We start from the raw sequence: 23,910 nt of genomic DNA on the forward strand, positions 1-23,910 counted from the left end.
CCAAACGTACCTCACTTCTGAACTTTCACAAGACGCAATGCATTCAAGATTACCAAGAGTGTGGCACCCATGTCTGCGAAGATCGCAATCCACAGTGTTAGCCAGCCCGGAATAATCAACAGCAATGCAAGGATCTTGAGCCCTAATGCAAAGACGATATTTTCTTTTATTATACGCAATGTCTTTCGGCTAAGTCGAATTGTATAGGGAAGTTTCTCTAAATCGTCTGCCATCAAAGCAATATCTGCCGTTTCCAGCGCAGCATCTGTCCCTGCCCCACCCATTGCAATGCCGATACTGGATGCTGCCAGCGCTGGTGCATCGTTAATGCCATCACCGACCATCGCTACTCGACCGTACTGCGTTTTCAACTCTTTAATGGCAGATAGTTTGTCTTCCGGCATTAATCCTGCACGGACATCTGTTACACCGATTTCAGCGGCAATTGCTTTTGCCGTTGCCGGATGGTCGCCAGTCAGCATGATTGTCTGACGAATTCCCATCGCTTGCAACTTTTTGATAATTGAGGGACTTTCGTTTCGGATGGCGTCTGCGACTGCAATCGTTCCAAGCAGCTCCGTTTCTGAAAATACGGCAGTAACGGACTTTCCACTTTCTTGCAATTTCCGGGCCTTTGCCGGAATGCGTAAACCTTTTTCTTCTGCCCAGTCCAAACTGCCAACATAAACGATCTGTCCATTGACATCTGCATAGGCGCCTTTGCCGGTTACAGAATTAAACCCTTCGGAAGCATAGACACCCGCTGATGCTTTTGTAATGGCTTTTGCCAAAGGATGCTGCGACATGGCTTCAACGGATGCTGCCAGTTTCAACAGTTCTTCATCGGTGATTGTGTCCTGGGACGAGACGTCCGTCACTTCCGGATAGCCTTTGGTCAAGGTTCCCGTTTTGTCGAAAGCGATGGCATTGATCCGTCCGGTTTCTTCCAAATGCACGCCGCCTTTAATGAGCACCCCTTGACGCGCAGCATTACCGATCGCTGTGACAATCGCAACCGGGGTTGACACAACCAGCGCACATGGGCAACCTACAACAAGCACTGCCAAGCCCTGGTAAACCCATAGTTCCCAGTTTCCGGTCACAAACCCCGGAATTATAGCGACAAAAAAAGCGATAGCGATGATGGCCGGTGTATAGTATTTAGCAAACTGATCAATAAATTTCTGAGTCGGTGCTTTTTCCGCCTGCGCTTCTTCCACCAGATGAATGATTTTTGCGATGGTGGTGTCTTCCACACGTTTGGTAACGGTCACTTCAAGTGCACCTTCTTCATTCATCGTTCCGGCAAACACATCATCTCCGACAGTTTTGATTGCAGGAATCGATTCTCCGGTAATGGCTGCCTGATTGACGGCAGATTGACCACTGAGAACCGTTCCGTCCATGGCAATTTTTTGCCCGGGTTTGACGATTAAAATGTCTCCAATACGGATGTCTTCCGTATCCATTTCGACCAATTCACCGCTGCGTTGAATGAGCGCACGTGCTGGAGCCAAATCCATCATGCTGCGGATTGACTGGCGCGCTTTGTTCATTGAAAATGATTCCAATGCTTCACTAACAGCAAAAAGGAAAACGACAACCGCGCCTTCACGCCATTCCCCGATAATAACAGCACCAATGATCGCAATGGTCATCAATGTTTTCATATCAAACTGGAAGGTGCTGAGATTTTTCAGCCCTGTCAAAAACATGTGGTAACCGCCAATTGCCATGGAACCGCCAAACAGTGCGATGGACCACGGATGCGTTTCACTAGTCTGGAATGACACAAGAATTCCTGCAATCAGCAACAAGAGCGAAAGAGCCGTCTCGATCGTCTGGCGGCGCTGATAGAACGGAACGTGCTGCAGTTTTTCTTTTTCGGGATAAACCTTTATATGGTCAAAGGCGCCTGCTTTTTCAAGCGCTTCAATCGTTGCATTCCCATCGATTGTCAGTTTGGATGCACCAAAGTTCAAATTGACGTTTTTTATATCTGGCAAATTCCGGATGTTTTTTTCAAACTTGGCCGCGCAGCTGGTACACGATAAGTTTTCAAGGCGGTAGGTTTTAACCATTTCCATTACCTTCTTTCGTGTGTTCATGGGCGATGGTCACCAATTGCCGGACATGATCATCTGAAAGGGAATAGTAAATCTGTTTTCCTTTGCGCTCAGATTTCGCCAAAGCCCGCTCGCGGAGGTAACGCAAATGATGCGATGCTGTGGCTGTAGACGATCCAATAACTGCAGCAATATCACAAACACACATTTCTTCTTCTATTGTTAAGGCGTACGCAATGTTCAATCGCGTTTCATCTGCCAGCGCTTTGAATAAACTTGCAACATCGCTTAAATCGGTCATCTGTTTTTGGACACGTTCGACCGCTTCCGGATGAACTTTCGTCACTTCACATACTTCTTTCATGCCATCACCTCTTCATTCAAATAGATGTTTGATTGTTTTCTTCAGTATATCTACCCACCACCTTACGGTCAAATGGATATTTGAATGAATCATATTTACTTACCTAAAAAAAGGTGATACAGTTTTAAAGTTATTGCATAGAAAGCTTGCGTCGACTAGGAAACAACAACCGGTTCATGACGCACCAGAGAGTAAAAAATCGGCATATTTAATATAGAAGGAAGTGGACGTTTTTGAATACCTTATCTTATAAAGAACAATGGTTCGGCAATATCCGCGGAGACATTTTGGCTGGAATTGTTGTTGCACTCGCACTGATTCCGGAAGCCATCGCGTTTTCCATCATCGCAGGTGTCGACCCGATGGTAGGCTTGTATGCTTCGTTTTCCATCGCCGTCATCATTTCGTTTGTTGGCGGAAGACCGGCCATGATTTCAGCGGCGACCGGTGCCATGGCACTGGCGATGGTCTTACTGGTTCGCGACCATGGACTCGACTATTTACTGGCAGCAACCATCCTGACGGGTGTGCTGCAATTGATTTTCGGCGTACTGAGAGTTGCCCGCTTTATGAAATTCATTCCGCGTGCCGTCATGATCGGCTTTGTAAATTCACTCGCTATCTTGATTTTCATGGCGCAAGTGCCGTTCATTTTTGGGATCAACACGCTCACTTACGTTTTTGTTGGCATCACGCTGGCGATTGTCTACATCCTGCCGCGTTTTTTCACAGCGATCCCGGCACCTTTGATCGCGATCCTCTTTCTCACAGGAATTGTTATGTACGGTGGCATCGACATGCAGAATGTCGGCAGTCTTGGCACTATTTCACAAACTTTGCCAAGCTTCTTTATTCCAAATGTGCCATTCAACTTTGAAACCTTGCAAATCATTTTTCCAACCGCACTGGCTTTGTCTATCATCGGCTTGCTGGAGTCCCTATTAACTGCCTCCATTATAGATGATGCAACAGAAACCGATTCGGACAAAAACCAGGAAGCACGCGGACAAGGCATTGCCAATGTCATTACCGGATTTTTTGGCGGAATGGCAGGCTGTGCCATGATCGGCCAGTCTGGCATCAATGTCCAGTCCGGCGGCCGCGGCCGTCTATCTACCTTTACTGCCGGCGCTTTCCTGATGTTCCTGATCATCGTCCTCGGCAACTGGGTAGTCCAAATTCCGATGCCGGTCTTGGCGGGCATTATGGTTATGGTCTGTATCGGCACTTTTGACTGGGGCTCGTTCAAGTATTTAGCGACTGCCCCGAAAGCAGATGCGATCGTGATGCTGCTGACAGTTGTGGTGGTCGTTTACACCCATGATTTGTCCAAAGGCGTATTTGCCGGCGTTATTTTAAGTGCTTTGCTGTTTGCCGCCAAAATTTCCAAAGTGGACATCCGCAAAGAAGGATTGGAAAGCAATGCGTCGAATAGATATACCATACACGGACAATTGTTTTTCGCTTCTTCCCAGGACTTTGTTTCTGCATTTGATAAAGTAGATGCTTCCGAAGAAATCATCCTGGATTTTTCAGATGCCACTGTCTGGGACGACTCAGGCGTCGGGGCAATCGACCGAGTCATGAATAAACTGCAAGCGCAGGGACAAACTGTCGAAATTGTTGGTTTGAATGCGTCCAGCCAAAAACTCGTAGATAAATTAGCGACTTACGGGCAGGCAGGCAAGAGCACACATTAAGGGGGTTGCTCCAATGTATGAGAAAATTTTAGTGGCAGCGGATGGCTCCGACCATTCAAAAAGAGCCGCTCACGAAGCCGTCCGAATGGCTAAAGCCAATCCACAAGCTTTCGTTACCTTGCTGTACGTCATCGATTACGAAAAAGCACGAACTGAAATTCTTCATGGCCAAAGCAGCGACCAAGTCCACTTGGAACGCCGCAAGCATTTAGTGCCGCTCGAAGAAATCTTTCGTTCTTCTGGGGTTGATTTTGAAACCAAAACACTGCATGGCGTTCCGGGTCCAACCATTGTGAAGCACGCCAATGAAACCGGCTATGATGTCGTATTGATCGGCAGCCGCGGATTGAACGCGCTTCAGGAAATGGTGCTCGGCAGCGTCAGCCATAAAGTGGCCAAACGCGTTCAAGCTCCTGTCATTATCGTCAAATAAACTCAGCCGCTTTTCGTGAACTTGCGAAAAGCGGCTGAGTTTTTGTATGTTTTTAATTTTCGGTCGTTTATCCGGATTTGTGGTCGTTCACGAAAAAACTCCTCCTGCTGGGATCGCAGGAAGAGTCCGAATTTATTGCATCAAGACGTAGCCAAGGCTGAATAATAAAAGGCCGCTCGCTAAAGTGGCAATGATATATCTGCTGCCCTGCAGCCATTTGCCATCTTCAAAATCTTTGACAGCATCTAAAGCCATTGTTGAAAATGTGGTAAAGGCTCCAAGAAAGCCTGTGATCCAGAAAGCCGACAAGCTGCCGCTGCCAACAAACGCGCCAAGCACCAATGAACCGATGCTGTTGACCAGCCAAGTGGCGGCTTTTGGCTGCCACGACCGGCTTTCAACCAGCAAGTAGAACAGATAACGCGTGATGGCTCCTAAAAATCCACCAATCGCAATCCCGATCATAGCGACACCCCTCTTCGGCCAATCCACAGTCCCGCAGCCGCAGAGGCAATGCAAACCACTGTCATGCTCCCAGCAAACATCAGTCCGAACCAAAGGGATGACTCAAGGTAGTGAAACCAGTCAGCAGAAAACGCGGAAAAAGTCGTAAATGATCCTACTAGACCTGTTGACACCAATAACCGAACCTCTGCTGACTGGTGTGCCAAGCGAATTGCCGCTAATCCTATCAAAAAACTGCCCACTATATTGACGATCCAAAGCCCAAGCCCTCCTGCAACCGCCATGTATATACTTGCACGCAACAACGCGCCAATCGTCCCGCCCAGCCCTACCGCCAGTATCCTCTTCATTTCCAAACGCCCCGCATCTGTTTTTCTTCAGTATAACTTATTGAAAAAAACAATGTTTATTTGTCACTTCAAGGACTTTTTCGGCGGCGAGTACTTGGAGAAATTTAATCAGCAGAGTTCCTCTTGTTTTAATTTCATACGGATCAGTTTTAAGCATACATAGAGCAATTAAGCCGGAAAACTGCTTTTCTAAAGCAGCTGACCCGGTTTCTTCTGTTATTCAACTAACTCAGTTTATAAAACCTCATAAGCATCAATCATCTTATTGACATCATTCTTGCTATTGAACATCAATACATCGAGGATCGACAGGCCTTTATGGAAAGATCCCTGTTTTTGGTCATATGGCAGCAATTGCGAAGTGTAGAAAGCCAATTCTATCCCATGTTGGGAATACTTTTCTTTACTATATATCCCTTGCCCTCCTGGAGCATTTATGTACATATTTGCCCCATAAAATTCCGAAAGCTGCAATCCCCAATCATCAGGCTTTTGGATCTCTTTAAACTCAATATTTAAATCAGAAAGCCATTTTATATTATGATCAATCCCTAAAAATTCACACACTTGTATAAGGGCGTTAGTGTTAAATTCTGCTAAACTGTCTGTTGTATAATCCAAACAATTGCTCAAAAGGTTCAAGACTTCGTCATAGTAAGGCGCTATTTTTTTGTAAACTTCCAAGTTTTTCAAAATTGTTTGTTTCCATTCAGCAGATTCACTCAATTTAATTGATTTGATCATCGTATTTTGAGGTGATTTTATCGTGGAAACATTTATGTAAACAGGTTCCCCGCATGGACCCAATATCCGATTTCTGTTTATCCACCCTCTTCTAATGTATTGTGCTGTGTCAAAAACAACAAATACATCTGCATATTTTATTAGAGTAAAATACCCGATATAAGGGAAAAAATAAGGTTGCATCAATACAAGTTTCATATACCCAGAAAAATTTCTTTGCTTTAAATGATCCGCATCCTCTTTAATCCCATACGCCATGTCATTAACTCCTTTCCTAATACTTTCATCCATTCCTTTTGAACAGGGTCTTCACGTCTAGAAATCACTTTATCATAGGTGCTCTATTTACCTATTTCAACGGGCACCCATCCCTCCGTCTATTCTATATTGGCTGCCAGTGATAAATTGGGAATCCTCGCTTGCCAGAAACAAGATCAACTTTGCAACTTCGTTCATGGTTCCATATCTTCCTAACGGGATACGGGAAGATATTCTGCTTCGAACTTCTGAAGGGTCATCGGGATTGATGCTTTCTTCGTTTTTCCGCATCATGTCTGAATCCAATGGGGCCGGATGGATAGAATTGACACGGACTGAGTTACTTGAAGCTTCCAGGGCTGCCGTTTTTGTCAGACCAACAACTGCATGTTTAGTGGCCGAGTAAAGTGAATTCCTGCTGCTGCCCATGAGACCTGATACTGAAGAAGTATTAATGATGCTGCCGCTCTGCTGCTCAATCATGACTGGCATCACATGTTTCAATCCCAGAAAGACTCCCTTCACATTGATATTCATAATCATTTCAAAGTCTTCTACTGTCTGATCCACTAAGGCAGCCACTTTTCCTAGCACCCCTGCATTGTTTAAAAAGATATCTATTCTTCCCCATTTTCCAATCACTTCTTCTACGTAACTCGAAACAGCCGGTTCCGAAGTTACATCTGCCACGATGCCCATCACTTCTCCTCGAAAGCTGAGCTGTTCTACAAGAGTTGACAACGACTGCTCATCGTAATCAACGAGCGCCACTTTGGCCCCTTCCTCTAAAAAAATTTCAGCTGCAGCTTTCCCGAGGGATCCTGCTGCGCCTGTAATCACGGCTACCCGATCTTTTAGTCTATCAGCCACTTTTTTCCCCTCCTTCAGCGTCATCTACCAATAAATTCTCCAGCTGCAGAATCTATAATTTTTTCGTTTTTCCAATACCCGTTTATTTCACAGAGCTCTTCATATTCGCTTTTTAAAATTCCTACTATAAGCCGGTCATAATATCTGTTGTTCCGGTAGGCGTGATCACGGATTCGCCCTTCCTCTACCCAGCCGCATTTTTTAATGAATAAATTATAAGAAGGAATATTATGCTCGACAATATCACCGTCAAGACGATGCAACTGCAGTTCTTCAAAAGCATATTTCATTGTAGTCATAACCGTATCGCGCCCGTAGCCATGCCCACGCATATTCTTTTTCCCAATTAAAATGCCGTGATGGGCAGAGCGATTTTTCAAATCGATATTGGTAATATTGGAAATGCCGATAAAGCCATCTTCTTTTGTGTCAATTGCAAGCCGCAAATTTCGATCGTCGTATGTCAACCGATCAAACCATCTGTTCTGTTGCTCGGAAGAAATTGGAATAGACCAGCCTCCAATGAGATTGGCTATTTCAGGATCGTTATGAAAATTCTTTAACTCCTCCATGTCTTCTCTCTCTAAAGCACGCAGCGTAACTTTTTTTCCTGTAATGTTCATCTTTGCCCCTTCTTTCTGCAAGTATTGGTGAATCGCCTGATATCTTCCACAAGCTCTGGCGACTATAAGCCAAGCATATTACGTTCGCCTTCAATTTTTTGTTTCCTGAAGCATTTCTCTACTTTTACAGCTTAATCAGACTATTTTACTCATTCACCACCTATTAACTCACTTCTTTCTGCTTAAATATCCCATCTTTTTTCATTCTATCATACTTTTGAATCAATATTACTGATAATTTAGAAAATATTTTTAGAGCAATATATAAGTTATCGGCTTTATAGATGTGGACGCTCTGCACTCTACTCGTGCAGAGCAAAATCAACAAATAGCCCCCGATGGAATAAGACAGATCATCCATCAAGAGCTTTAATTGACCTTCGGTTTGATTGATTTTTAATTTGAGCTGAGCACCTCAAAGCACCAACTCTTTTATTTAGACTTCGAACAATAATTCCCTTGAGGGACCAGTAATCCATTCATACTACTTTTATATAAAATTCGCACTCCTCAAACTCGAGCTCCGTTTTAATTCTGCATTGCTACGGAGACCGATGGGGGTACATCCAACATCAAAATGAACCATACCAAACACTTTCAACTCCAACTTACTGAGCTTTTAATAGTAATGTTGCCCCTTCAATATCATCCATAATTTCAGTTTCGTGAAATCTGCCCTCTGCCCAATCGTCCACTTGGTTATGAAAGTAATCCGACTTCATGTGTCCGCTTAAGCCAGGCCCCACGATATGATAAGCACTCGATAAGTCGGCAAGATCCGCTACAAAACGCCAGGAGGCCCCATGATCAACATCGCCTTCCGGTGTCGATGCAGCAGCCTGCACCGTAACATTGGATCCGCCAATTGGCACCCGATCCGGGTTAAGAAACTCTGCAAATATAGGTGAAGCACCGGCAAGCGGATGCGGGAACGTTAATTGATGATGCTCACCCCACGCCCAATCTGCCGAATCATTTCCTTGTTCTTCTTCTATTTCTTCAACTGCCGCTGCCAGTGAATCCACAAGCCATTTTTCAGCGCCGCCGTATTCCGTTACCCAAACGCCTTCTTCGCCGGCAAACGCACTTCGCATCATTTCATCAGTGATGTGATTTTTGCCCGCCAACATATCGAAAACGTCTTCTGGAAATTCAGCCGACAATAAGGTTTCCGGCAGCTGTTTGATCCATTTGTGGAAAATCAGTGGCGCAGCCTGATCTTCACTGTCAACTTGATCCCATTCTTCAAGCACGGTGAGCAGCTCATTGTATTCATCCGTCTCGTTGCGTACGGTGGAAATCATGTCCTCTAAAAATTCAGCTGCATATAAATTCTGTTGGTCCATCTGAAGTTCCATCATATCCTGTGCCGTCAGATCATCCGATGCTTCCAGCACTTCGGCAATTCGTTCGTAGCGATATGGCTGCGCCCAAAAGTCGGTAATGTGATGAGGGTAGGAATCATCAATCACTTCATTGTTTGCTGTGGCAATAAACCCGCTTTCCGGATTGACTGACATCGGCAATTCATCAAACGGCACATAGCCATCCCAGCCGTATTGGGCAGAATCTCCTGGAACTGGCAATTGGCCGTCGCCGGATTTCCGTATTGGGATGCGCCCATTTGCTTTGTAGGCAATTGTGCCATCTGTAGATGCAAAGACAAAATTTTGAGCAGGCGCCTGGAAATCTTCCAGTGCCAATTCAAACTCTTCCCAATTGGATGCTTTGTTAAAGTTCAATACGGCCTGCAGTTCCAGTGTCGGCTCCAGTGCAGTCCACTGCATCGAAAAGACCGCCCCTGGCTCTTCTTCGTCATACAGGACATTGGAAACGACAGGTCCATGCCTTGTTACTAGCACTTCGAACTCTTCGGTTTCCCCGCCTTTCACTTTGATCGGTTCATTTCTGACTTCCGCCTGTTCCCACTCGCCTTCATACTGGAATTGGGTCGGATCATCAGGATTTGGCGTTTCGATGTAGAGATCCTGAACATCCGGTCCGACATTGGTGACGCCCCAAGCGATCTCTTCGTTATGGCCCAGGATGATGCCTGGGATTCCGGCAAAAATAACGCCGCTGACATTTTGTTCCGGTGACTCCAAATGCATTTGGTACCAGATGGACGGCGTGCTGAGCCCAAGATGCGGATCGTCCGCAAGCAATGGTTTTCCGCTTGCCGTTTTGTCTCCGGATACTACCCAGTTGTTGCTGCCGTTAAATTCAGGTGGAATAACCGAGGCATCGAATTCCCCAGCCACTTGGACAGGCTGCTCTTTGTTTGCTGCCAAAATTGACGGTGCAATTTCCGGGTAAGAGATAAACAACTCGCGAGCTTTGTCTTCTGGGAATTCGTTCAACGCCCAGTGGCGGACGGCCAGCGTATTCCAGTGCCCTCCGAGATCGTAGGCCATGAACTTGCCGATTGTCAGGGAGTCGACAGGCGTCCATTCCGTTGGTTCGTAGCCAAGCAAAGCAAACTCAAAGCTTAGTTTGCCATCTTTCTTGGCCTCTTCCATATAGGCATTGACTCCTTCTGCATACCATTCCAAAACCTGTTTGGCTTCTGCATCATAGCCATCCCAGGATTTTTCCGCAGCATCCCGCAAACTGAAAGTCCGAAAAAACTTATCCGTATCCACCGCATCTGCTCCAATTACTTCCGCTAATTTGCCGCTAGCCTGCCTGCGGGACAGGTCCATCTGAAACATCCGGTCCTGGGCTTGCACATATCCTTGCGCCCGGTAAAGATCAGCATCTGTATCTGCTTGAATATGCGGTACACCCATATCGTCACGGATAACCGACACATCGCTGTCGAGTACCGCAACTGCCGCTTCTCCTTCAATAAGCGGTTTCGACTTCCCTATGTAAACGTTTACAAAAATAAGCGCTGCAACTGCAACTGCTGCCAGAATTCCAATAACTCCAAGAAGCCATTTTAGCCATCTTTTGTTTTTCACTTTCTCTCCCATTATCTTGCCCCCTTTTCTTATGGTGCTTTATTCGACTGGCGAAGGATAAATCCCTTTTTTGAAAAGAATAAATCTGTATAAAACAGTTTATTTCCCCACAAAAAAAGACGCCCCGCTATGGGACATCTTTCAATCAAACTTGATCTTCTCCGACAATTTTCACTTCCAACTCTAAATCAATGCCGAATTTTTCTTGTACAGCCGCTTTCACCATTTCAATCGTTTGGATGTAATCGTTCGCAGATGCATTGTTTTTGTTAACAATAAAACCAGCATGCTTCGTAGAGACTTCTGCTCCACCGAAGCCGCGTCCCTGAAGGCCGCTGTCTTGAATTAACTTGCCGGCAAAATTGCCTGGTGGACGTTTAAAAACGCTGCCTGCAGAAGGAAATTCCAACGGTTGTTTTGTTTCCCGCTGAAACGTCAATTCTGTCATTTTGGCATCAATGACCGTTTGCTTGCCGACTTCCAGCTCAAACTCAGCGGATAGGACATAAAATCCTTTTTTCGTAATGATGCTTTTCCGGTAGCCAAGCTCCAAATCTTCTTTGGACAAAATCAGCTTTTCGCCCTCTTTTGAAAGGACAGTTGCCTGTTGAATGACGTCTTTTATTTCTCCGCCGTAAGCACCTGCATTCATCGCCATGGCGCCGCCAATAGAACCTGGTATTCCGCAAGCAAATTCAAATCCTGTCAGCTGTCTGGCTGCAGCAACTTTTGACACTTTTTTAATGTTTGCCCCGCCCTGCGCGTAGACTGTCGTACCGTCAATGGAGATTGCCTGTAAACTCTTTAAAGTCAGAACGATTCCACGAAATCCTCCATCACGGACGACCATGTTTGATCCATTTCCAAGGAGCAGTAATGGAATATTGTTAGTATATGCATACTTCACAGTAAAAGCAGTTTCATCTTCTGTCGTCGGTGTTACAAAAATATCAGCAGGCCCACCCATTTTAGTTAATGTATGAAGGTGTAGCGGTTCATCCATCTTGACGTGATCATCTGCCAAAAAACCTCGCAGATCCGTCAACCATTGTTGTTTCGTCATCTAAAGCAAATCCCTTCTAAACTTATGGCTTCTACTAGTATCCAATTTTCATCCTGATTTGACAAGCAATATAGCCAGGTTCAGGCCAAAAGTCCAATAAAATAATATCTCGAATTCGAGAATTATTAATTAAAAACTATTGACTTTGAGATTTATTGCCGTTATATTTAGTTTAGAACAACATTTCTAGGAGGAATTTAACATGAAAAAATGGACAGTAGACACGGCGCACTCAGAAATCGGCTTTTCAGTAAAACACATGATGATCTCAAAAGTAAAAGGCTCTTTCGCATCTTATGAAGCGAATGTAGAAGCAAACGAAGAAGATCTTCAGAATGCATTGATTGACTTTAAAATTGACGTAGCAAGCATCAACACAAACAATACTGACCGCGACAACCACTTGCGTTCAGCTGACTTTTTTGATGTTGAGCAGTTCCCATACATCACATTCAAAGCTAATGACATCGTTAAAAAAGGCGGCGAGTACGAAATGACTGGCGACCTTACGATGAGAGGCGTTACACGTCCGGCTACTTTTGAAGTAGAATACGGCGGCAAAGGCACGAACCCTTGGGGCGTAGAAGTAGTCGCGTTTAACGTAGAAGGCAAAGTAAACCGCAAAGATTTTGGCCTTACTTGGAACCAAGCGCTTGAAACAGGCGGCGTAATGGTTGGCGAAGACATCAAAATCACATTAGAATTAGAAGGCAACCCAGCATAATAAAGAGACATTCAAAAAGCAGTGTGAGGAATTTTCCTCGCACTGCTTTTTTATTGAACGTTTTTAGTGTCCATATCTTCATTTATCGTCTTATGCCCGTCGGAGGCCCGCAGGATGCAGGTCAGCTAACCGTTGCGACAGGAAGTCGCAACGGTTAGCATCAGATGTTAGGCAACTTTCGCTTTTCTATTTGTCCAGCTCCACCTGCCAGACTCTAGGGTCATAAGCCACTCCGGCTGTGCGGCTGAAGAAACGCCGCTTCGCCGGAGCGTCTTATGCCTGTCGAATCTACACGGCAGCTTTCGCTTTTCAGTATTCCTGCTCAATTTTTGGCAATGGTTTAACTGCCGGACCATTCAGTACATCGCCTGTATAGGAGAAGCGGGAACCGTGGCATGGACAATCCCATGAACGTTCGGCATCGTTCCAATTAACTTCGCAGCCCATATGCGTACAGGCTGTATCCACCAAATGGACCTGGCCGTATTCATCCCGGTATCCGCCCGCTTTTTTCTTGCCGACTTTAACCAGCGCCCCCTCGTCTTTGCCAAGGTCTTCGACGGTTTTTGAGGCTCTTTTTAGCTTTCCTTTGACCAGTTCCTTAGCAACCGAGGCATTGTCTTTCGCAAAGCTCGCAACATCCACCGCTTTCATTTTAGGGCGGGTTGGACTGAAAACAGGTGCGTAGTGATTTTCCTTTTCCAAAATTTGATCGGTCAGCAACATACCGGCTAGTGCGCCGTTGGACATTCCCCATTTATGGAAGCCGGTCGCGACCAATATATTGTCATAGCCGGCAGTGATGGTCCCAATATAAGGAATCTGGTCGAGCGTGGTCATATCCTGAGATGACCAGCGGTATGGGATTTCCTGAATGCCGAAATGTTCCTCGCCAAACTTCTCCAAGTTGTGGTAATGCTCCATCGTTTCGCTTGAACTTTTTCCTGTTGCATGGCCTTCCCCGCCAATCAGCAGCAGCTTTTCCCCATCGTCTCCTGGCGCATAGCGCAGGGAACGGGATGGCATGTCTCCACTGATATACATATCGTTCGGAATGTTGCCACTCACTTTAGCTGCAATGGCGTATGAGCGATTGACCGATAAGCGTGAAAAGTACATGCCGTCAAAATCGTTAAACGGATAATGTGTGGCGACAATCACTTTATTGCACGACAAATGTGACAGGTTTTCGGTTTGAATAACGGGATCTTTTTTGCTCAAAATCTTTACAGCACGGGTCTGCTCGTAGATTTTCCCGCCAAGCCGGTCAATCTCTTTGACCAATCCAGCCAAAAACTTCACGGGATGGAACTGAGCCTGGTTGCGCATGACGATAGCATCTTCCACATGAAACGGCAACTCTACTTCGTCTTTTGCCAGTTCCCCGTCAATGCCCAATTGCAGGTAGGCCTCTGCTTCTTTCTGTACTAGCTTTGCTCCTGCAGTTGTATTGGCATAGACGAAAGAGTTGTGGTGTGAAAAATCGCAATCGATGCCAAGTTCTTTGGCAGTTTCTTCAATAAACTTCAACCCATCCATGTTTGCCTGGTAATACAGCTTCGCTTTTTCCTCGCCTACAAGTTTCACGAGCGGATAATAAAAAAGGCCATGCTGTGCAGTAATTTTTGCTGTTGTATTGCCTGTTACCCCATCGACTAATTTGCCGGCATCGATTAAAGTTACCTTCTTTCCGGCTTTTGCCAATAAGTAGGTGCTGATGATTCCAACCATACCCCCGCCAACAACGGCAATATCTGTTGATTCATTTTCCTGCAATGCGGGATAGCTTGGAATATCTTTGTACTCTCTCCAAAACGATTTCTGTTCTTCTGGAACTCGACTTGCATTATCACTCTGCACCATACCGTTCCTCCTCAAAAAGCTTTTAATAAATGTCTACCCCTAATGAAGAATCCTAATCAAATTAGCAGCCATCAAGTTTCCTATTTTTTGGATAGACTGTTCAGATCGGACGAAATACTGGCCAATTTTCAAAAATACTGTCCGTTGCCGCTCATTTACTGTCCACTACTCCAAGTCTACTGTCCAAACGAAAAAAAGGACCACCCTTAGAGGGCAGTCCTTTATTTAAAAACTTAGGCGTGTACTTTTACTAAAGCATTTGCAGATTGCTCTACGCGTTTCATGCCTTCAGCAACGATTTCTTCTGCACGGTCCGGGTACATATTATGTCCCTCAATGATCACTTCTTCGATGTCAGTGATGCCAAAGAAGTCCATGATCAAGCGAATGTAGTTAACGCTCATTTCAGCAGGAGCCATTTCAGGTGATGAATAAACTCCGCCGCGTGCGTTCAAGATGATGACTTTTTTCTCAGGTACAAGACCGACCGGGCCTTCAGCTGTATACTTGAATGTTACGCCTGCGCGGTAAACGTAATCGATGAATGTCTGCAATGGCGCAGGAATTGTTTTGTTCCATAATGGGAATGCGAATACGACAACATCAGCGTCCATGAATGCATCCATTGCTTTATTGGCTGCCGTTAGAATGCGCTGTTCCAAATCCGTCATTTCTTCAGCTTGTGCTGATTTTTGCATAGCATCAAAGAAATCCTGGCCAAAATACGGCATGTCTTCTTTGAACACATCAAATGTATGAACGTCCAGCTCAGTGCCCATTCCGATAGAATCCATGAATACTTCGTACATTTTACTGGAAACCCCTTCAGATGCAGGGCGGTTGTTTGCTTTTACTACTAAAACATTTGTCATTAAGTTAAAACTCCTTCTATAATTATATTAAAATTATTTATCTCAAATTAAAAGCACTTTATCATCTTAAGAAAATAGAGAGTAAAAGTCAATTACTCTGCCTCCCTGTTATACCCCATCGCAAGAATCGCCTGTGCAATAACTCGTTTTCTTTTTACCCAATGGCTTTAACTTAGGACGAATTCCTTCTTCTTCAGCAATTTGTTCCAACGCTTCAACAAATGCTTCCAACGGCTGCGCACCCGAAATTGCATACTTGCGGTTTACCACAAAAAACGGGACGCCTTGTACGCCAATTTGGCCAGCTTCGGCAATATCAAGCTGAACCTCCGCCATGAATTGATCCGATTCCAGCACTTGTTGCGCCTCGCTGCTTGATAGTCCGACTGCTTCCACGATATTCAATAAGATCCTGTGGTTGCCGACATTTTTTGCTTCAATAAAATATTGATGCATAAGCTGTTCAGTCAGTTCTGCATCTTTATTTTTGGTTTCAGCCCACTTCACTAACCGGTGAGCAGCCAATGTATTGGCTTCCATCATGTTATCAAAATCATATTCCAAACCAACAGAACGGGCATGCTGCGCCACTCCTTCAGTCATCTCTTTTGCTTCTTCAATCGTTTTCCCAAATTTCTTTGCCAAACTTTCATAAGTTGGGACAGCAGAATCAATGGGTGTGTCCGGATTTAATTGATAAGCCTTGAACGAAACTTCTGCCTGGCTTTCGAAGCCTGACTGAACCAACGCGTTTTCCAAAGTTCTCTTGCCTATATAGCAGAATGGGCATACATAATCTGACCAAACTTCAATTTTCATAGTTATCCACCTCGCCATTAACTATAGCAACGAAAACAACAGCGCTCAATTTTTTTGCCTGTGGAAAGAAAAGCGGAGGCGATCGTGTTAGACCTGAGAGAAATTAAGCGCATCACGGAACCACAAAAAAACTGACTCCCTATAGGGAATCAGCTTAATGCTTCTGTAATGACAGGAACAATTTGTTTTTTGCGTGATACGACGCCAGGCAACAGGACACGGTTATCAACTACACTCGTTTTAAAAGCACCTTCGACAATGCCCGCTCGTTCACCCAGAACGATGGCCACTGAATTGTTGTTTAGAATATCCGTAACAGCAAATACGAAAAGATCCAAACCTTTAGCAGAGATGGCATTTTCCATTAGCACTTCAAGCTCTTTTTGGCGGACCATGACTTCTTCTACATCAATTGCATTAACTTGAGCAACTTCAAATCGGCGATCGCCTGCTTCAAATTCTTTTGAGTCCAATGAAATCAAATCTTCTAATGTTTTGTTGCTAAGATCCGCTCCGGCTTTCAATAGGTCCAGGCCGTAATTTTGTACATCCACATTCGCTATGCGCGCTAATTCTTTAGCGGCTTCAACATCTTGCGCGGTACAGGTTGGTGACTTGAAAAGAAGGGTGTCTGAAATAATCGCGGAAAGCATCAATCCGGCAATATTCATTGGTACTTCCACACCATTTTCTTTAAATAGCTTCAGGATAATGGTTGTTGTGCAGCCAACAGGCTCTGCGCGGAAAAAAAGCGGATCCGTCGTTTCAAAATTGGCGATACGGTGGTGGTCCACTACTTCAATCACCTGAACTTCATTGATGTCTTCTGCACTTTGCTGCCGTTCATTATGATCCACCAAAATGACTTGTGCAGCCTCTTTAGCAACCTGCGTCACCAAACGCGGCTGATCAAATTTGAACGTCTCCAAAGCGAATAAAGTTTCATTGTTTACTTCACCTAAACGAACTGGCTCAGCCACCATGCCCATTTCATTCTTCAAGTAAGCGTATGAAATGGCCGAACAAATTGAATCAGTGTCCGGATTTTTATGACCTAATACTAAAACTTTTGACATAAATAATAGCCCCCTGTAAAACTTAGTTTCTGTATTTATTCTATCATAAGTACAGCATTTGAAAAAATTGAACTGACATCCAATAGAAATAAATCTAAAAGAGTATAAAGTTTATAGAATTATCTGTATTTTATAAATTCATCATGTACAATAGCACATACTAATGGTATAATATGACTAACTAATTTAAAGTTAGGTGGAAGGAAGCGATGCCCATGACCATTTTACTGGAAAAGAAATACATTCCTCTGGCCGATTATTTCTCTGGAGCGACAAATCCCTCAATAAAACTAACATTTTCTGAAATCGAACAAATTATGGGCCAAAATTTACCTAATGCCGCCTACTTGAATAAAAGCTGGTGGAAAAAGACGAAAGCACCAGCCAAGCACTTTCATGCATGGGTAGATGCCGGTTATTTTGTTAGTGATGTTGAGCCGGATCGCTTTGTTGTTTTTGATCGGATCGACCTTTCAAATGGCAACGGCAATGGCCATGACGAAGAAGATCAGGACATCCTGCTGATTCGAATAGCTGAGCACGGGGATGCGCGCTCTCTCGCCGCCTTGCAGAAAGCAGTCGAATCCGAATCTGATTACATGTTGTACGCAAAAGACGAACGGACACAATCCACCCAAAAAGTCCGAAAACAAATCATTGAATGGAAACAAAGCGGGCACTCAACCATCATTATTGCCATTCTAAACGGCCAGCATGTTGGCTATTTGATGATCATGGGCAATGACGCAAAGCGCGCTGCACACCGCGCCACTATCGATCTCGGTCTTCAAAAAGAAGCACAGGGCAAAGGAATTGCCAAATCGTTGCTCGATAAAGCAGAAGCATGGGCCAAAGAAAAAGGCATCAGCCGACTTGAGCTGGCAGTTATTGAAGAAAATGAACCGGCACGCAAGCTATATGACAAAGCAGGCTTTGAATCTGAAGGCATTCGCCAAAAATCTATGATGATTAATGGCAAGCCCCATAATGAAATTTATTTAGCGAAGTTTTTGGATTAGAAAAAGAGCGTGTAAGAACCACGCTCTTTTTCAATGGGCTTTAATCATCACAAAATTTCCCCACAATAAAACCCGGACCAGCTTAGCTGATTCGGGTTTTATTCACGTTAAGCTAATTTTTCCAGCAAACGCAGAGACTCGCGGTTGAATGCCGGCAAGTCATCCGGCTGGCGGCTAGTAACCAATTGATCTTGGCACACTGCCACTTCTTCGTCGACTACAGTAGCTCCTGCATATTCCATATCGACTTGAATCGATTTAAAGCCTGTTGCTTTGCGGCCTTCTAATGCTTTAGCCGTAATTAATAACTGAGGGCCATGACAAATTGCAAAGACCGGTTTTTTTGCATCCATAAATGCTTTTGTGAATGCCACAAAACGATCATCTGCACGCAATTGGTCTGGAGAAAATCCGCCTGGCAAGAAAAGCGCATCGTAATCTTCTGGGCTGACCTCGTCAATGCCTTTGTCGATTGTGACAACAGCTTCACCTTGTTTGCCTGTCACTTCATTGCCTGCTTCTTTTTCGATAGTGAAGACTTCGTGACCCGCATCATTAAACGCTTTCGATGGATCTGTATATTCCACATCTTCGAACATGTCTGTAATTAAAGTTGCGATTTTTGCCACTTTCTACCACTCCTTCTGTTTAATCATTCTCTTTCAGTATTCCACCAAAAGATGACATTAAACACAAAACTAGCGAAATTTCGAGACAAATGGATTTTCCGTCTCCCAAAAGCGGTACGGATAGTCGACTGCTTCAAGCGAATTGCCAATACCGACGCGCGGTCCGACCGATACGGCATGAACAGGATCTCCTTGCGCAATATAAAGCGGCTTCTCAGAAAAATGGCTGCCGTAATGGTCCATTGTAATAGCCATTGCCTTGGTCAGTTTGCCCGGTCCGCTGGTCCAATTTTTCATTGGCATGTGCTCGCCGCGCAGTTTCGCCATCAGTTCAATGCCTTCTACCGGTTCCACTGCACGAATCAAAATCGCGCGCGGAGTATCTTGTGGTCCGCTGACGACATTGATCAATGTGTGAGTGTGCATTTGGTACGTATAAATGAGTCCAGGTTTTCCGAACATAATTTCTGTACGCTTGGTACGGCGATTGCCAAAGCTATGGGCCGCCCGATCTTCTGCACCCATATACGCTTCGGCTTCCACAATGCGTCCCGCAACGACGCCTTCCGGCAATTCATGGACCAAAATTTGGCCAAGCAAGTTGCGAGACAACTCCAATGTCGGAGCATGAAAAAATTCTTCAGCGACGGGTGTAAACATAATATCTCCTCCTCCCGGCATTATACCGAATGGATGGCGGTCACTGCCTGGATAAGCGGTTCGAGTTCGTGAATTCGATTATCGTTAAAAGCTTCCACTATAGCACTGCCAACAATAAAACCGTCTACATCATCTCGCAGCATGTCGACATGGCTGCTTTTTGAAATTCCAAATCCAGCGTAAACCGGAACCGGACTTTTGTCTCGGACTTTGCGCATAAAGGCTTTCACATCTTCCGACATTTCGTCACGTGATCCTGTTATGCCTTTGACCGTTACTGCATAAACAAAACCTTCTGCTCCACTCAAAATATCATCCAGCCGCACATCAGTTGTCGTCAATGTTACCAACTGAATCAATTTGATGCCTTCTTTATCTACATGGGGCTGTACCAACTCTTTATGTTCATAAGGAAGATCTGGGATGATGATAGCTGAAACGCCCGCTTTACCGCTTTCAGATGCAAAACGTTCCACTCCAAATTTCAGCACTGGGTTCAAATAAGTCATAATCAGCAGCGGAATTTCAATCTGGAAAGTCCAGGTTTGCATTTCTTCCAGCACTTTCTGCAGCGTCACGCCTTGTTTTAAGGCGCGGTTGCCTGCTGCTTCGATTGTTGGCCCATCCGCTACTGGGTCAGAAAACGGGATGCCGATTTCGATGGCCGTCACCCCTGCTCCCTGCAAGTATTGTACTTGCTCCTTCAAACGGTCAAGACCGCCGTCTCCTGCCATAATGTAGGCAACAAACGCTTTGTTTCCTGAACTCTTGAGCTGTTCCAATCGTTTCATGACAGTCCCTCCAATTGCTCGGCATAGGTAGCTATGTCTTTATCGCCACGGCCTGATACACAAATGATCAAAATCTGATCAGCTGTCATCGTCTTAGCCTGCTTTTCTGCCTCTGCAATGGCATGCGCTGTTTCAAGAGCAGGGATAATTCCTTCCAGACGGGACATGCTAATGACTGCATCAAGTGCTTCCTTATCTGTAATCGACCGGTATTCAACACGGCCGATATCCGCTAAATACGCGTGTTCTGGCCCAATTCCAGGATAGTCCAGTCCAGCAGAGATCGAATGCGCTTCTTGTACTTGCCCTGCATCATCCTGCAGCAATTTCATCATCGCGCCATGAAGTACACCTTCTGATCCCTTTGTTAAGGTCGCAGCATGCTTTTCTGTATCTACACCTTGGCCAGCTGCTTCAACACCGATCAATTGAACGTCTTTATCTTTAATGAATGGATAAAACATGCCGATCGCATTGCTGCCGCCGCCTACGCATGCCAAAATAGCATCAGGCAAACGCCCTTCTTTTTCCAAAATCTGGCGTTTTGTCTCATCACCAATAACGCGTTGAAAATCGCGTACCATCGTTGGGAATGGGTGCGGCCCTAGAGCCGAGCCGATTAAGTAATGCGTATCTTCCACGTTAGAAACCCAGTAGCGCAAGGCTTCATTGACCGCATCTTTTAACGTCGAGCTGCCTTTTGTGACACTTTCCACACGCGCACCCAAAAGTTTCATCCGAAAAACATTCAGTTGCTGGCGTTTAATGTCTTCTTCTCCCATAAAAATAACGCATTCCAAATCAAACAATGCACAGATTGTCGCTGTTGCTACACCGTGCTGGCCCGCTCCGGTTTCTGCGACAATTTTGCGTTTGCCCATGCGCATAGCGAGCAAGGCCTGCCCAATCGCATTGTTCACTTTATGGGCACCCGTATGGTTCAAGTCTTCCCGTTTCAAGTAAATTTTCGGTCCACCCAATGATTCTGTCATACGCTGAGCGAATGTCAGCGGCTGTTCACGTCCAACGTACTCGGACAAATAATGATGGTATTCTTTTTGGAATTCTGGATCTTCTTTTACTTCGTTATAAGCATCTTCCAATTCTTTAACGGCTTTCATCAAAGTTTCCGGCACAAATTGTCCGCCGTACTTGCCGAAAAATCCAACTTTCTCTATTGTCTGTTCCATCGAATCATCCTTTACTCGTTTTATGAATTTCTGGATTTTCACTGTATCTTTACGGCCATCTGTTTCAACACCGCTTGAAACGTCGACCATATATGGTGTTGTCTGTGTAATCGCTGCGTGAACATTTTCTGGATTCAATCCACCCGCCACGATGAGACGTGATGGATCGATATCCGCTCCATCAAGCAGAGACCAATCAAATACCTTGCCGCTTCCCCCGCGGTAATCAGTGCCCGGAGCATCTACCAGCACATAATCAGCAATGGATCTGCCCAATTTGTCAGCATCTTCTTTCGAGCGGATGGAAAACGCTTGAATAACCGGCACCTGAATTGCTGTGATCAACTCATCCGGCTCATCGCCGTGCAGCTGAACCATCGTCAGTGGAACCCGCGCAATCGTATCTTCTATTTCTTCCAAAGAAGCATTCACGAACACACCAATTTTATCGGCATCTACCGGAATGTGTTTGGCCAATTCAGCCGCCTGTTCAATTGTCACCTGGCGCTTACTTGGAGCGAACACAAAACCAATGGCATCTGCCCGCTTCGCCGCTTGAACATGCTGCTCTTCTTTCAAACCACAAATTTTCACTTTCGTCATTGGACTGCCTCCTCACTTGTTGCCTGACGAATCCAATTGCCCGGATCTTCAGATCGCATTAATGCCTCGCCCACCAAAATTCCGGAAGCGCCACTGGCATATGCGAACTTCGCATCCTCTTTGGTATTCATTCCACTTTCACTGATCAGCACCCGTTCGCCGTCAAATGGAAATTTCTCTGCCAATTGCGCCGTCCGTTCAACCGAAACGTCAAAGGTTTTCAGGTTGCGGTTATTGACGCCAATCAGCTTGGCATCCAGCTCCAAAGCTATCTTCAGTTCTTCGTCGTCATGGACTTCCACTAAAACTTCAAGCCCTTTGGACACCGCATACTGATAAAGGCTGTGCAGCTCTTGTTTTTCGAGCGCCGCAACAATCAGCAGGATAATGGTTCCTCCAGCATGTTGCGCACGGTCAATTTGAATTTCGCTGACCATGAAATCTTTGCATAACACAGGAATTGAAACGGCTTGCGCCACTTTGCGCAGGTCATCAATGGATCCTTTAAAATACGTTTCATCGGTGAGCACGGAAATAGCTGCCGCTCCCGCTGCTTCGTATTTTTTTGCCTGAGCTACGACATCCACTCTTGTCTGGATATCGCCTTTAGATGGGGATGCACGTTTTATTTCTGAAATCACGCCATTCCCTTTCTGCAAACGCTGCAGCAATTTTGATTTTTCCGGAAAAGTGATAGTGCTCGGCTCTAGCGGTTTATACGTTTTTATTTCTTCATGTTTGGTTGCAATGATTTTATCCAATATCGTCATACAAATACCTCCGCTGCTAACCGGTGCAAGTCAAAGACACGCGCGGTTTCACCTGATTTAATTGATGCTTTTGCCTGATGCACGCCTTCCGCTACAGTTCCGGCTTTGCCGCTGACATACAGAACTGTTCCTGCATTCAGTGCCACCGTATCCAAGTAAGGGCTGTCTATTCCTGATAAAACATCCATAAAAATTTCAGCATTGCGCTCTGGGTCTCCGCCGCGAATCGCTTCAATCGGCGCAACTTCCAAGCCAACTTCATTTGGATGGATTGTCATGTTGCGTTTGCCATGCTCATCGAAGACGATCAGTTCGTTGGTGCCGGCAAGCGACAATTCATCCAATCCGCCCGCACCGTGAACCAATGCCCCTTTTTTTCTGCCCAGCCGAATGAGCGCATCCGCCATTGGCTCTAACATGTCTAAGCGATAAACACCGGTCATTTGAACCGTAATGGGCAATGGATTTGCCAATGGTCCAACCAAGTTAAAGATTGTCGGAGTTCCAATTTCTCTGCGGATTCGGCGCAAACCACCAAGTGCCGGGTGGATTGCAGGCGCAAATAAAAGAGCAATCCCCGTCTGGTCCAACATTGCCGGAATTGAAGCAATATCGGCTTTTGTCGAAATGCCCAATGCTTCCAACACGTCGGAACTGCCGGTCTTGCTGGAAACACTGCGATTGCCGTGCTTCGCAACGGTCAACCCACAGCCCGCCAAAACGAAAGCGGTCAATGTGCTGATGTTAAAACTGTAGGATCGGTCTCCCCCAGTTCCACAAACATCGACCAGTTCTCCTTCTATTTCAGGAAGTTTCACTGCTTTTTCACGCATTGCTTTAACCAAACCGACCAATTCATCTGCCGTTTCACCTTTTTCATGCAAATCGGATAAAAACTTTTTAATCTGTTGCTCATCTATTGTACCGTCCAGAATTTCCAACGATTTTTCATACATTAATTGTTCGCTCATATTCTCTGCTCTGCTCATCCTGAT

Annotated in this window: 23 protein-coding genes; 4 read left to right on the forward strand and 19 right to left on the reverse strand. The window is 45.2% G+C overall.

What is annotated here, in order from left to right:
- Nucleotides 1-11: 11 nt before the first annotated feature.
- Together AC4EG4_RS12910 and AC4EG4_RS12915 are read right to left on the reverse strand one after the other, a co-directional pair.
- Complete coding sequence (locus tag AC4EG4_RS12910; RefSeq protein ID WP_490988066.1) at nt 12-2,081, reverse strand: heavy metal translocating P-type ATPase; 2,070 nt, start codon at nt 2,079-2,081, stop codon at nt 12-14.
- Entirely contained in the window at nt 2,074-2,430 is a 357-nt protein-coding gene (locus AC4EG4_RS12915; protein WP_490979710.1) for an ArsR/SmtB family transcription factor, read from the reverse strand. Before AC4EG4_RS12915 ends, AC4EG4_RS12910 begins: the two co-directional genes overlap by 8 nt.
- A 233-nt stretch (nt 2,431-2,663) precedes the next feature.
- Here AC4EG4_RS12915 and AC4EG4_RS12920 point away from each other — a divergent pair, with 233 nt between their 5' ends.
- On the forward strand, nt 2,664-4,130 hold the full coding sequence (locus AC4EG4_RS12920; protein WP_490988067.1) for a SulP family inorganic anion transporter: 1,467 nt from the start codon (nt 2,664-2,666) through the stop codon (nt 4,128-4,130).
- A 13-nt stretch (nt 4,131-4,143) separates the two neighbouring features.
- Complete coding sequence (locus AC4EG4_RS12925) at nt 4,144-4,563, forward strand: universal stress protein (protein ID WP_490979708.1); 420 nt, start codon at nt 4,144-4,146, stop codon at nt 4,561-4,563.
- Between the two features lie 132 nt (nt 4,564-4,695).
- Here the strand turns inward: AC4EG4_RS12925 and AC4EG4_RS12930 are convergent, their stop codons facing one another.
- The 7 genes from AC4EG4_RS12930 to murB form a co-directional block, all read right to left on the reverse strand.
- Nucleotides 4,696-5,028: a fluoride efflux transporter FluC gene (locus tag AC4EG4_RS12930; protein WP_490988068.1), complete on the reverse strand. Its 333-nt coding sequence runs from the start codon at nt 5,026-5,028 to the stop codon at nt 4,696-4,698.
- Nucleotides 5,025-5,378, reverse strand: coding sequence for a fluoride efflux transporter FluC (locus AC4EG4_RS12935; RefSeq protein WP_490988069.1), 354 nt, complete (start codon nt 5,376-5,378; stop codon nt 5,025-5,027). The genes AC4EG4_RS12930 and AC4EG4_RS12935 overlap by 4 nt, the downstream gene beginning before the upstream one ends.
- A gap of 234 nt (nt 5,379-5,612) precedes the next feature.
- Entirely contained in the window at nt 5,613-6,380 is a 768-nt protein-coding gene (locus AC4EG4_RS12940) for a WbqC family protein (RefSeq protein ID WP_490979705.1), read from the reverse strand.
- Nucleotides 6,381-6,476: 96 nt separating this feature from the next.
- Nucleotides 6,477-7,250 carry an SDR family NAD(P)-dependent oxidoreductase gene (locus AC4EG4_RS12945; RefSeq protein WP_490988070.1) on the reverse strand — a complete coding sequence of 258 codons (774 nt, stop codon included), beginning with the start codon at nt 7,248-7,250 and terminating at the stop codon, nt 6,477-6,479.
- Between the two features lie 20 nt (nt 7,251-7,270).
- Nucleotides 7,271-7,873 (reverse strand): GNAT family N-acetyltransferase, encoded by a 603-nt coding sequence (locus AC4EG4_RS12950; RefSeq protein ID WP_490988071.1) that lies wholly within the window; start codon nt 7,871-7,873, stop codon nt 7,271-7,273.
- 608 nt (nt 7,874-8,481) lie between these two features.
- Entirely contained in the window at nt 8,482-10,848 is a 2,367-nt protein-coding gene (locus tag AC4EG4_RS12955) for a penicillin acylase family protein (RefSeq protein ID WP_490979702.1), read from the reverse strand.
- Between the two features lie 133 nt (nt 10,849-10,981).
- Nucleotides 10,982-11,899, reverse strand: a complete 918-nt coding sequence (murB, locus tag AC4EG4_RS12960; RefSeq protein ID WP_490979701.1) for a UDP-N-acetylmuramate dehydrogenase — start codon at nt 11,897-11,899, stop codon at nt 10,982-10,984.
- A 202-nt stretch (nt 11,900-12,101) separates the two neighbouring features.
- Here murB and AC4EG4_RS12965 point away from each other — a divergent pair, with 202 nt between their 5' ends.
- Nucleotides 12,102-12,623, forward strand: coding sequence for a YceI family protein (locus tag AC4EG4_RS12965; protein WP_490979700.1), 522 nt, complete (start codon nt 12,102-12,104; stop codon nt 12,621-12,623).
- Nucleotides 12,624-12,932: 309 nt separating this feature from the next.
- Here AC4EG4_RS12965 and AC4EG4_RS12970 read toward each other — a convergent pair whose 3' ends face one another.
- From AC4EG4_RS12970 to AC4EG4_RS12985, 4 genes are all read right to left on the reverse strand, one after another.
- Nucleotides 12,933-14,486, reverse strand: a complete 1,554-nt coding sequence (locus tag AC4EG4_RS12970) for an FAD-dependent oxidoreductase (RefSeq protein WP_490979699.1) — start codon at nt 14,484-14,486, stop codon at nt 12,933-12,935.
- A 233-nt stretch (nt 14,487-14,719) separates the two neighbouring features.
- Nucleotides 14,720-15,358 (reverse strand): FMN-dependent NADH-azoreductase, encoded by a 639-nt coding sequence (locus tag AC4EG4_RS12975; protein ID WP_490979698.1) that lies wholly within the window; start codon nt 15,356-15,358, stop codon nt 14,720-14,722.
- A gap of 108 nt (nt 15,359-15,466) precedes the next feature.
- Nucleotides 15,467-16,177, reverse strand: a complete 711-nt coding sequence (locus tag AC4EG4_RS12980) for a DsbA family oxidoreductase (RefSeq protein ID WP_490988072.1) — start codon at nt 16,175-16,177, stop codon at nt 15,467-15,469.
- A 149-nt stretch (nt 16,178-16,326) separates the two neighbouring features.
- Nucleotides 16,327-17,253, reverse strand: a complete 927-nt coding sequence (locus tag AC4EG4_RS12985; RefSeq protein ID WP_490979695.1) for a manganese-dependent inorganic pyrophosphatase — start codon at nt 17,251-17,253, stop codon at nt 16,327-16,329.
- A 215-nt stretch (nt 17,254-17,468) separates the two neighbouring features.
- On the opposite strand from AC4EG4_RS12985, the gene AC4EG4_RS12990 reads away from it, so the two are divergent.
- Nucleotides 17,469-18,272: a GNAT family N-acetyltransferase gene (locus AC4EG4_RS12990; RefSeq protein WP_490979694.1), complete on the forward strand. Its 804-nt coding sequence runs from the start codon at nt 17,469-17,471 to the stop codon at nt 18,270-18,272.
- A gap of 107 nt (nt 18,273-18,379) precedes the next feature.
- Here AC4EG4_RS12990 and AC4EG4_RS12995 read toward each other — a convergent pair whose 3' ends face one another.
- From AC4EG4_RS12995 to trpD, 6 genes are all read right to left on the reverse strand, one after another.
- Entirely contained in the window at nt 18,380-18,901 is a 522-nt protein-coding gene (locus AC4EG4_RS12995; protein WP_490979693.1) for a type 1 glutamine amidotransferase domain-containing protein, read from the reverse strand.
- A 69-nt stretch (nt 18,902-18,970) separates the two neighbouring features.
- Nucleotides 18,971-19,561 carry a DNA-3-methyladenine glycosylase gene (locus AC4EG4_RS13000; RefSeq protein ID WP_490979692.1) on the reverse strand — a complete coding sequence of 197 codons (591 nt, stop codon included), beginning with the start codon at nt 19,559-19,561 and terminating at the stop codon, nt 18,971-18,973.
- A gap of 20 nt (nt 19,562-19,581) precedes the next feature.
- Nucleotides 19,582-20,352 (reverse strand): tryptophan synthase subunit alpha, encoded by a 771-nt coding sequence (trpA, locus tag AC4EG4_RS13005; protein WP_490979691.1) that lies wholly within the window; start codon nt 20,350-20,352, stop codon nt 19,582-19,584.
- Entirely contained in the window at nt 20,349-22,145 is a 1,797-nt protein-coding gene (gene trpB / locus AC4EG4_RS13010; RefSeq protein WP_490979690.1) for a tryptophan synthase subunit beta, read from the reverse strand. Before trpB ends, trpA begins: the two co-directional genes overlap by 4 nt.
- Nucleotides 22,142-22,915 (reverse strand): indole-3-glycerol phosphate synthase TrpC, encoded by a 774-nt coding sequence (gene trpC / locus AC4EG4_RS13015; protein ID WP_490979689.1) that lies wholly within the window; start codon nt 22,913-22,915, stop codon nt 22,142-22,144. The genes trpB and trpC overlap by 4 nt, the downstream gene beginning before the upstream one ends.
- Entirely contained in the window at nt 22,912-23,904 is a 993-nt protein-coding gene (gene trpD / locus AC4EG4_RS13020) for an anthranilate phosphoribosyltransferase (protein ID WP_490979688.1), read from the reverse strand. Before trpD ends, trpC begins: the two co-directional genes overlap by 4 nt.
- Between the last annotated feature and the right edge of the window lie 6 nt (nt 23,905-23,910).

It is taken from the genome of Planococcus sp. TJ-201 (assembly GCF_058268495.1).

What these genes read in the sequence shown, in the direction of transcription:
- AC4EG4_RS12985 (WP_490979695.1), bottom strand. Translation starts at nt 17,253, where the DNA reads ATGTCAAAAGTTTTAGTATTAGGTCATAAAAATCCGGACACTGATTCA.
- AC4EG4_RS12915 (WP_490979710.1), bottom strand. Translation starts at nt 2,430, where the DNA reads ATGAAAGAAGTATGTGAAGTGACGAAAGTTCATCCGGAAGCGGTCGAA.
- murB (WP_490979701.1), bottom strand. Translation starts at nt 11,899, where the DNA reads ATGACGAAACAACAATGGTTGACGGATCTGCGAGGTTTTTTGGCAGAT.
- trpD (WP_490979688.1), bottom strand. Translation starts at nt 23,904, where the DNA reads ATGAGCAGAGCAGAGAATATGAGCGAACAATTAATGTATGAAAAATCG.
- AC4EG4_RS13000 (WP_490979692.1), bottom strand. Translation starts at nt 19,561, where the DNA reads ATGTTTACACCCGTCGCTGAAGAATTTTTTCATGCTCCGACATTGGAG.
- AC4EG4_RS12980 (WP_490988072.1), bottom strand. Translation starts at nt 16,177, where the DNA reads ATGAAAATTGAAGTTTGGTCAGATTATGTATGCCCATTCTGCTATATA.
- AC4EG4_RS12955 (WP_490979702.1), bottom strand. Translation starts at nt 10,848, where the DNA reads ATGGGAGAGAAAGTGAAAAACAAAAGATGGCTAAAATGGCTTCTTGGA.
- AC4EG4_RS12925 (WP_490979708.1), top strand. Translation starts at nt 4,144, where the DNA reads ATGTATGAGAAAATTTTAGTGGCAGCGGATGGCTCCGACCATTCAAAA.
- trpC (WP_490979689.1), bottom strand. Translation starts at nt 22,915, where the DNA reads ATGACGATATTGGATAAAATCATTGCAACCAAACATGAAGAAATAAAA.
- AC4EG4_RS12940 (WP_490979705.1), bottom strand. Translation starts at nt 6,380, where the DNA reads ATGGCGTATGGGATTAAAGAGGATGCGGATCATTTAAAGCAAAGAAAT.
- AC4EG4_RS12930 (WP_490988068.1), bottom strand. Translation starts at nt 5,028, where the DNA reads ATGATCGGGATTGCGATTGGTGGATTTTTAGGAGCCATCACGCGTTAT.
- AC4EG4_RS12910 (WP_490988066.1), bottom strand. Translation starts at nt 2,081, where the DNA reads ATGGTTAAAACCTACCGCCTTGAAAACTTATCGTGTACCAGCTGCGCG.
- AC4EG4_RS12970 (WP_490979699.1), bottom strand. Translation starts at nt 14,486, where the DNA reads ATGGTGCAGAGTGATAATGCAAGTCGAGTTCCAGAAGAACAGAAATCG.
- AC4EG4_RS12975 (WP_490979698.1), bottom strand. Translation starts at nt 15,358, where the DNA reads ATGACAAATGTTTTAGTAGTAAAAGCAAACAACCGCCCTGCATCTGAA.
- trpB (WP_490979690.1), bottom strand. Translation starts at nt 22,145, where the DNA reads ATGACGAAAGTGAAAATTTGTGGTTTGAAAGAAGAGCAGCATGTTCAA.
- AC4EG4_RS12950 (WP_490988071.1), bottom strand. Translation starts at nt 7,873, where the DNA reads ATGAACATTACAGGAAAAAAAGTTACGCTGCGTGCTTTAGAGAGAGAA.
- AC4EG4_RS12990 (WP_490979694.1), top strand. Translation starts at nt 17,469, where the DNA reads ATGACCATTTTACTGGAAAAGAAATACATTCCTCTGGCCGATTATTTC.
- AC4EG4_RS12965 (WP_490979700.1), top strand. Translation starts at nt 12,102, where the DNA reads ATGAAAAAATGGACAGTAGACACGGCGCACTCAGAAATCGGCTTTTCA.
- trpA (WP_490979691.1), bottom strand. Translation starts at nt 20,352, where the DNA reads ATGAAACGATTGGAACAGCTCAAGAGTTCAGGAAACAAAGCGTTTGTT.
- AC4EG4_RS12935 (WP_490988069.1), bottom strand. Translation starts at nt 5,378, where the DNA reads ATGAAGAGGATACTGGCGGTAGGGCTGGGCGGGACGATTGGCGCGTTG.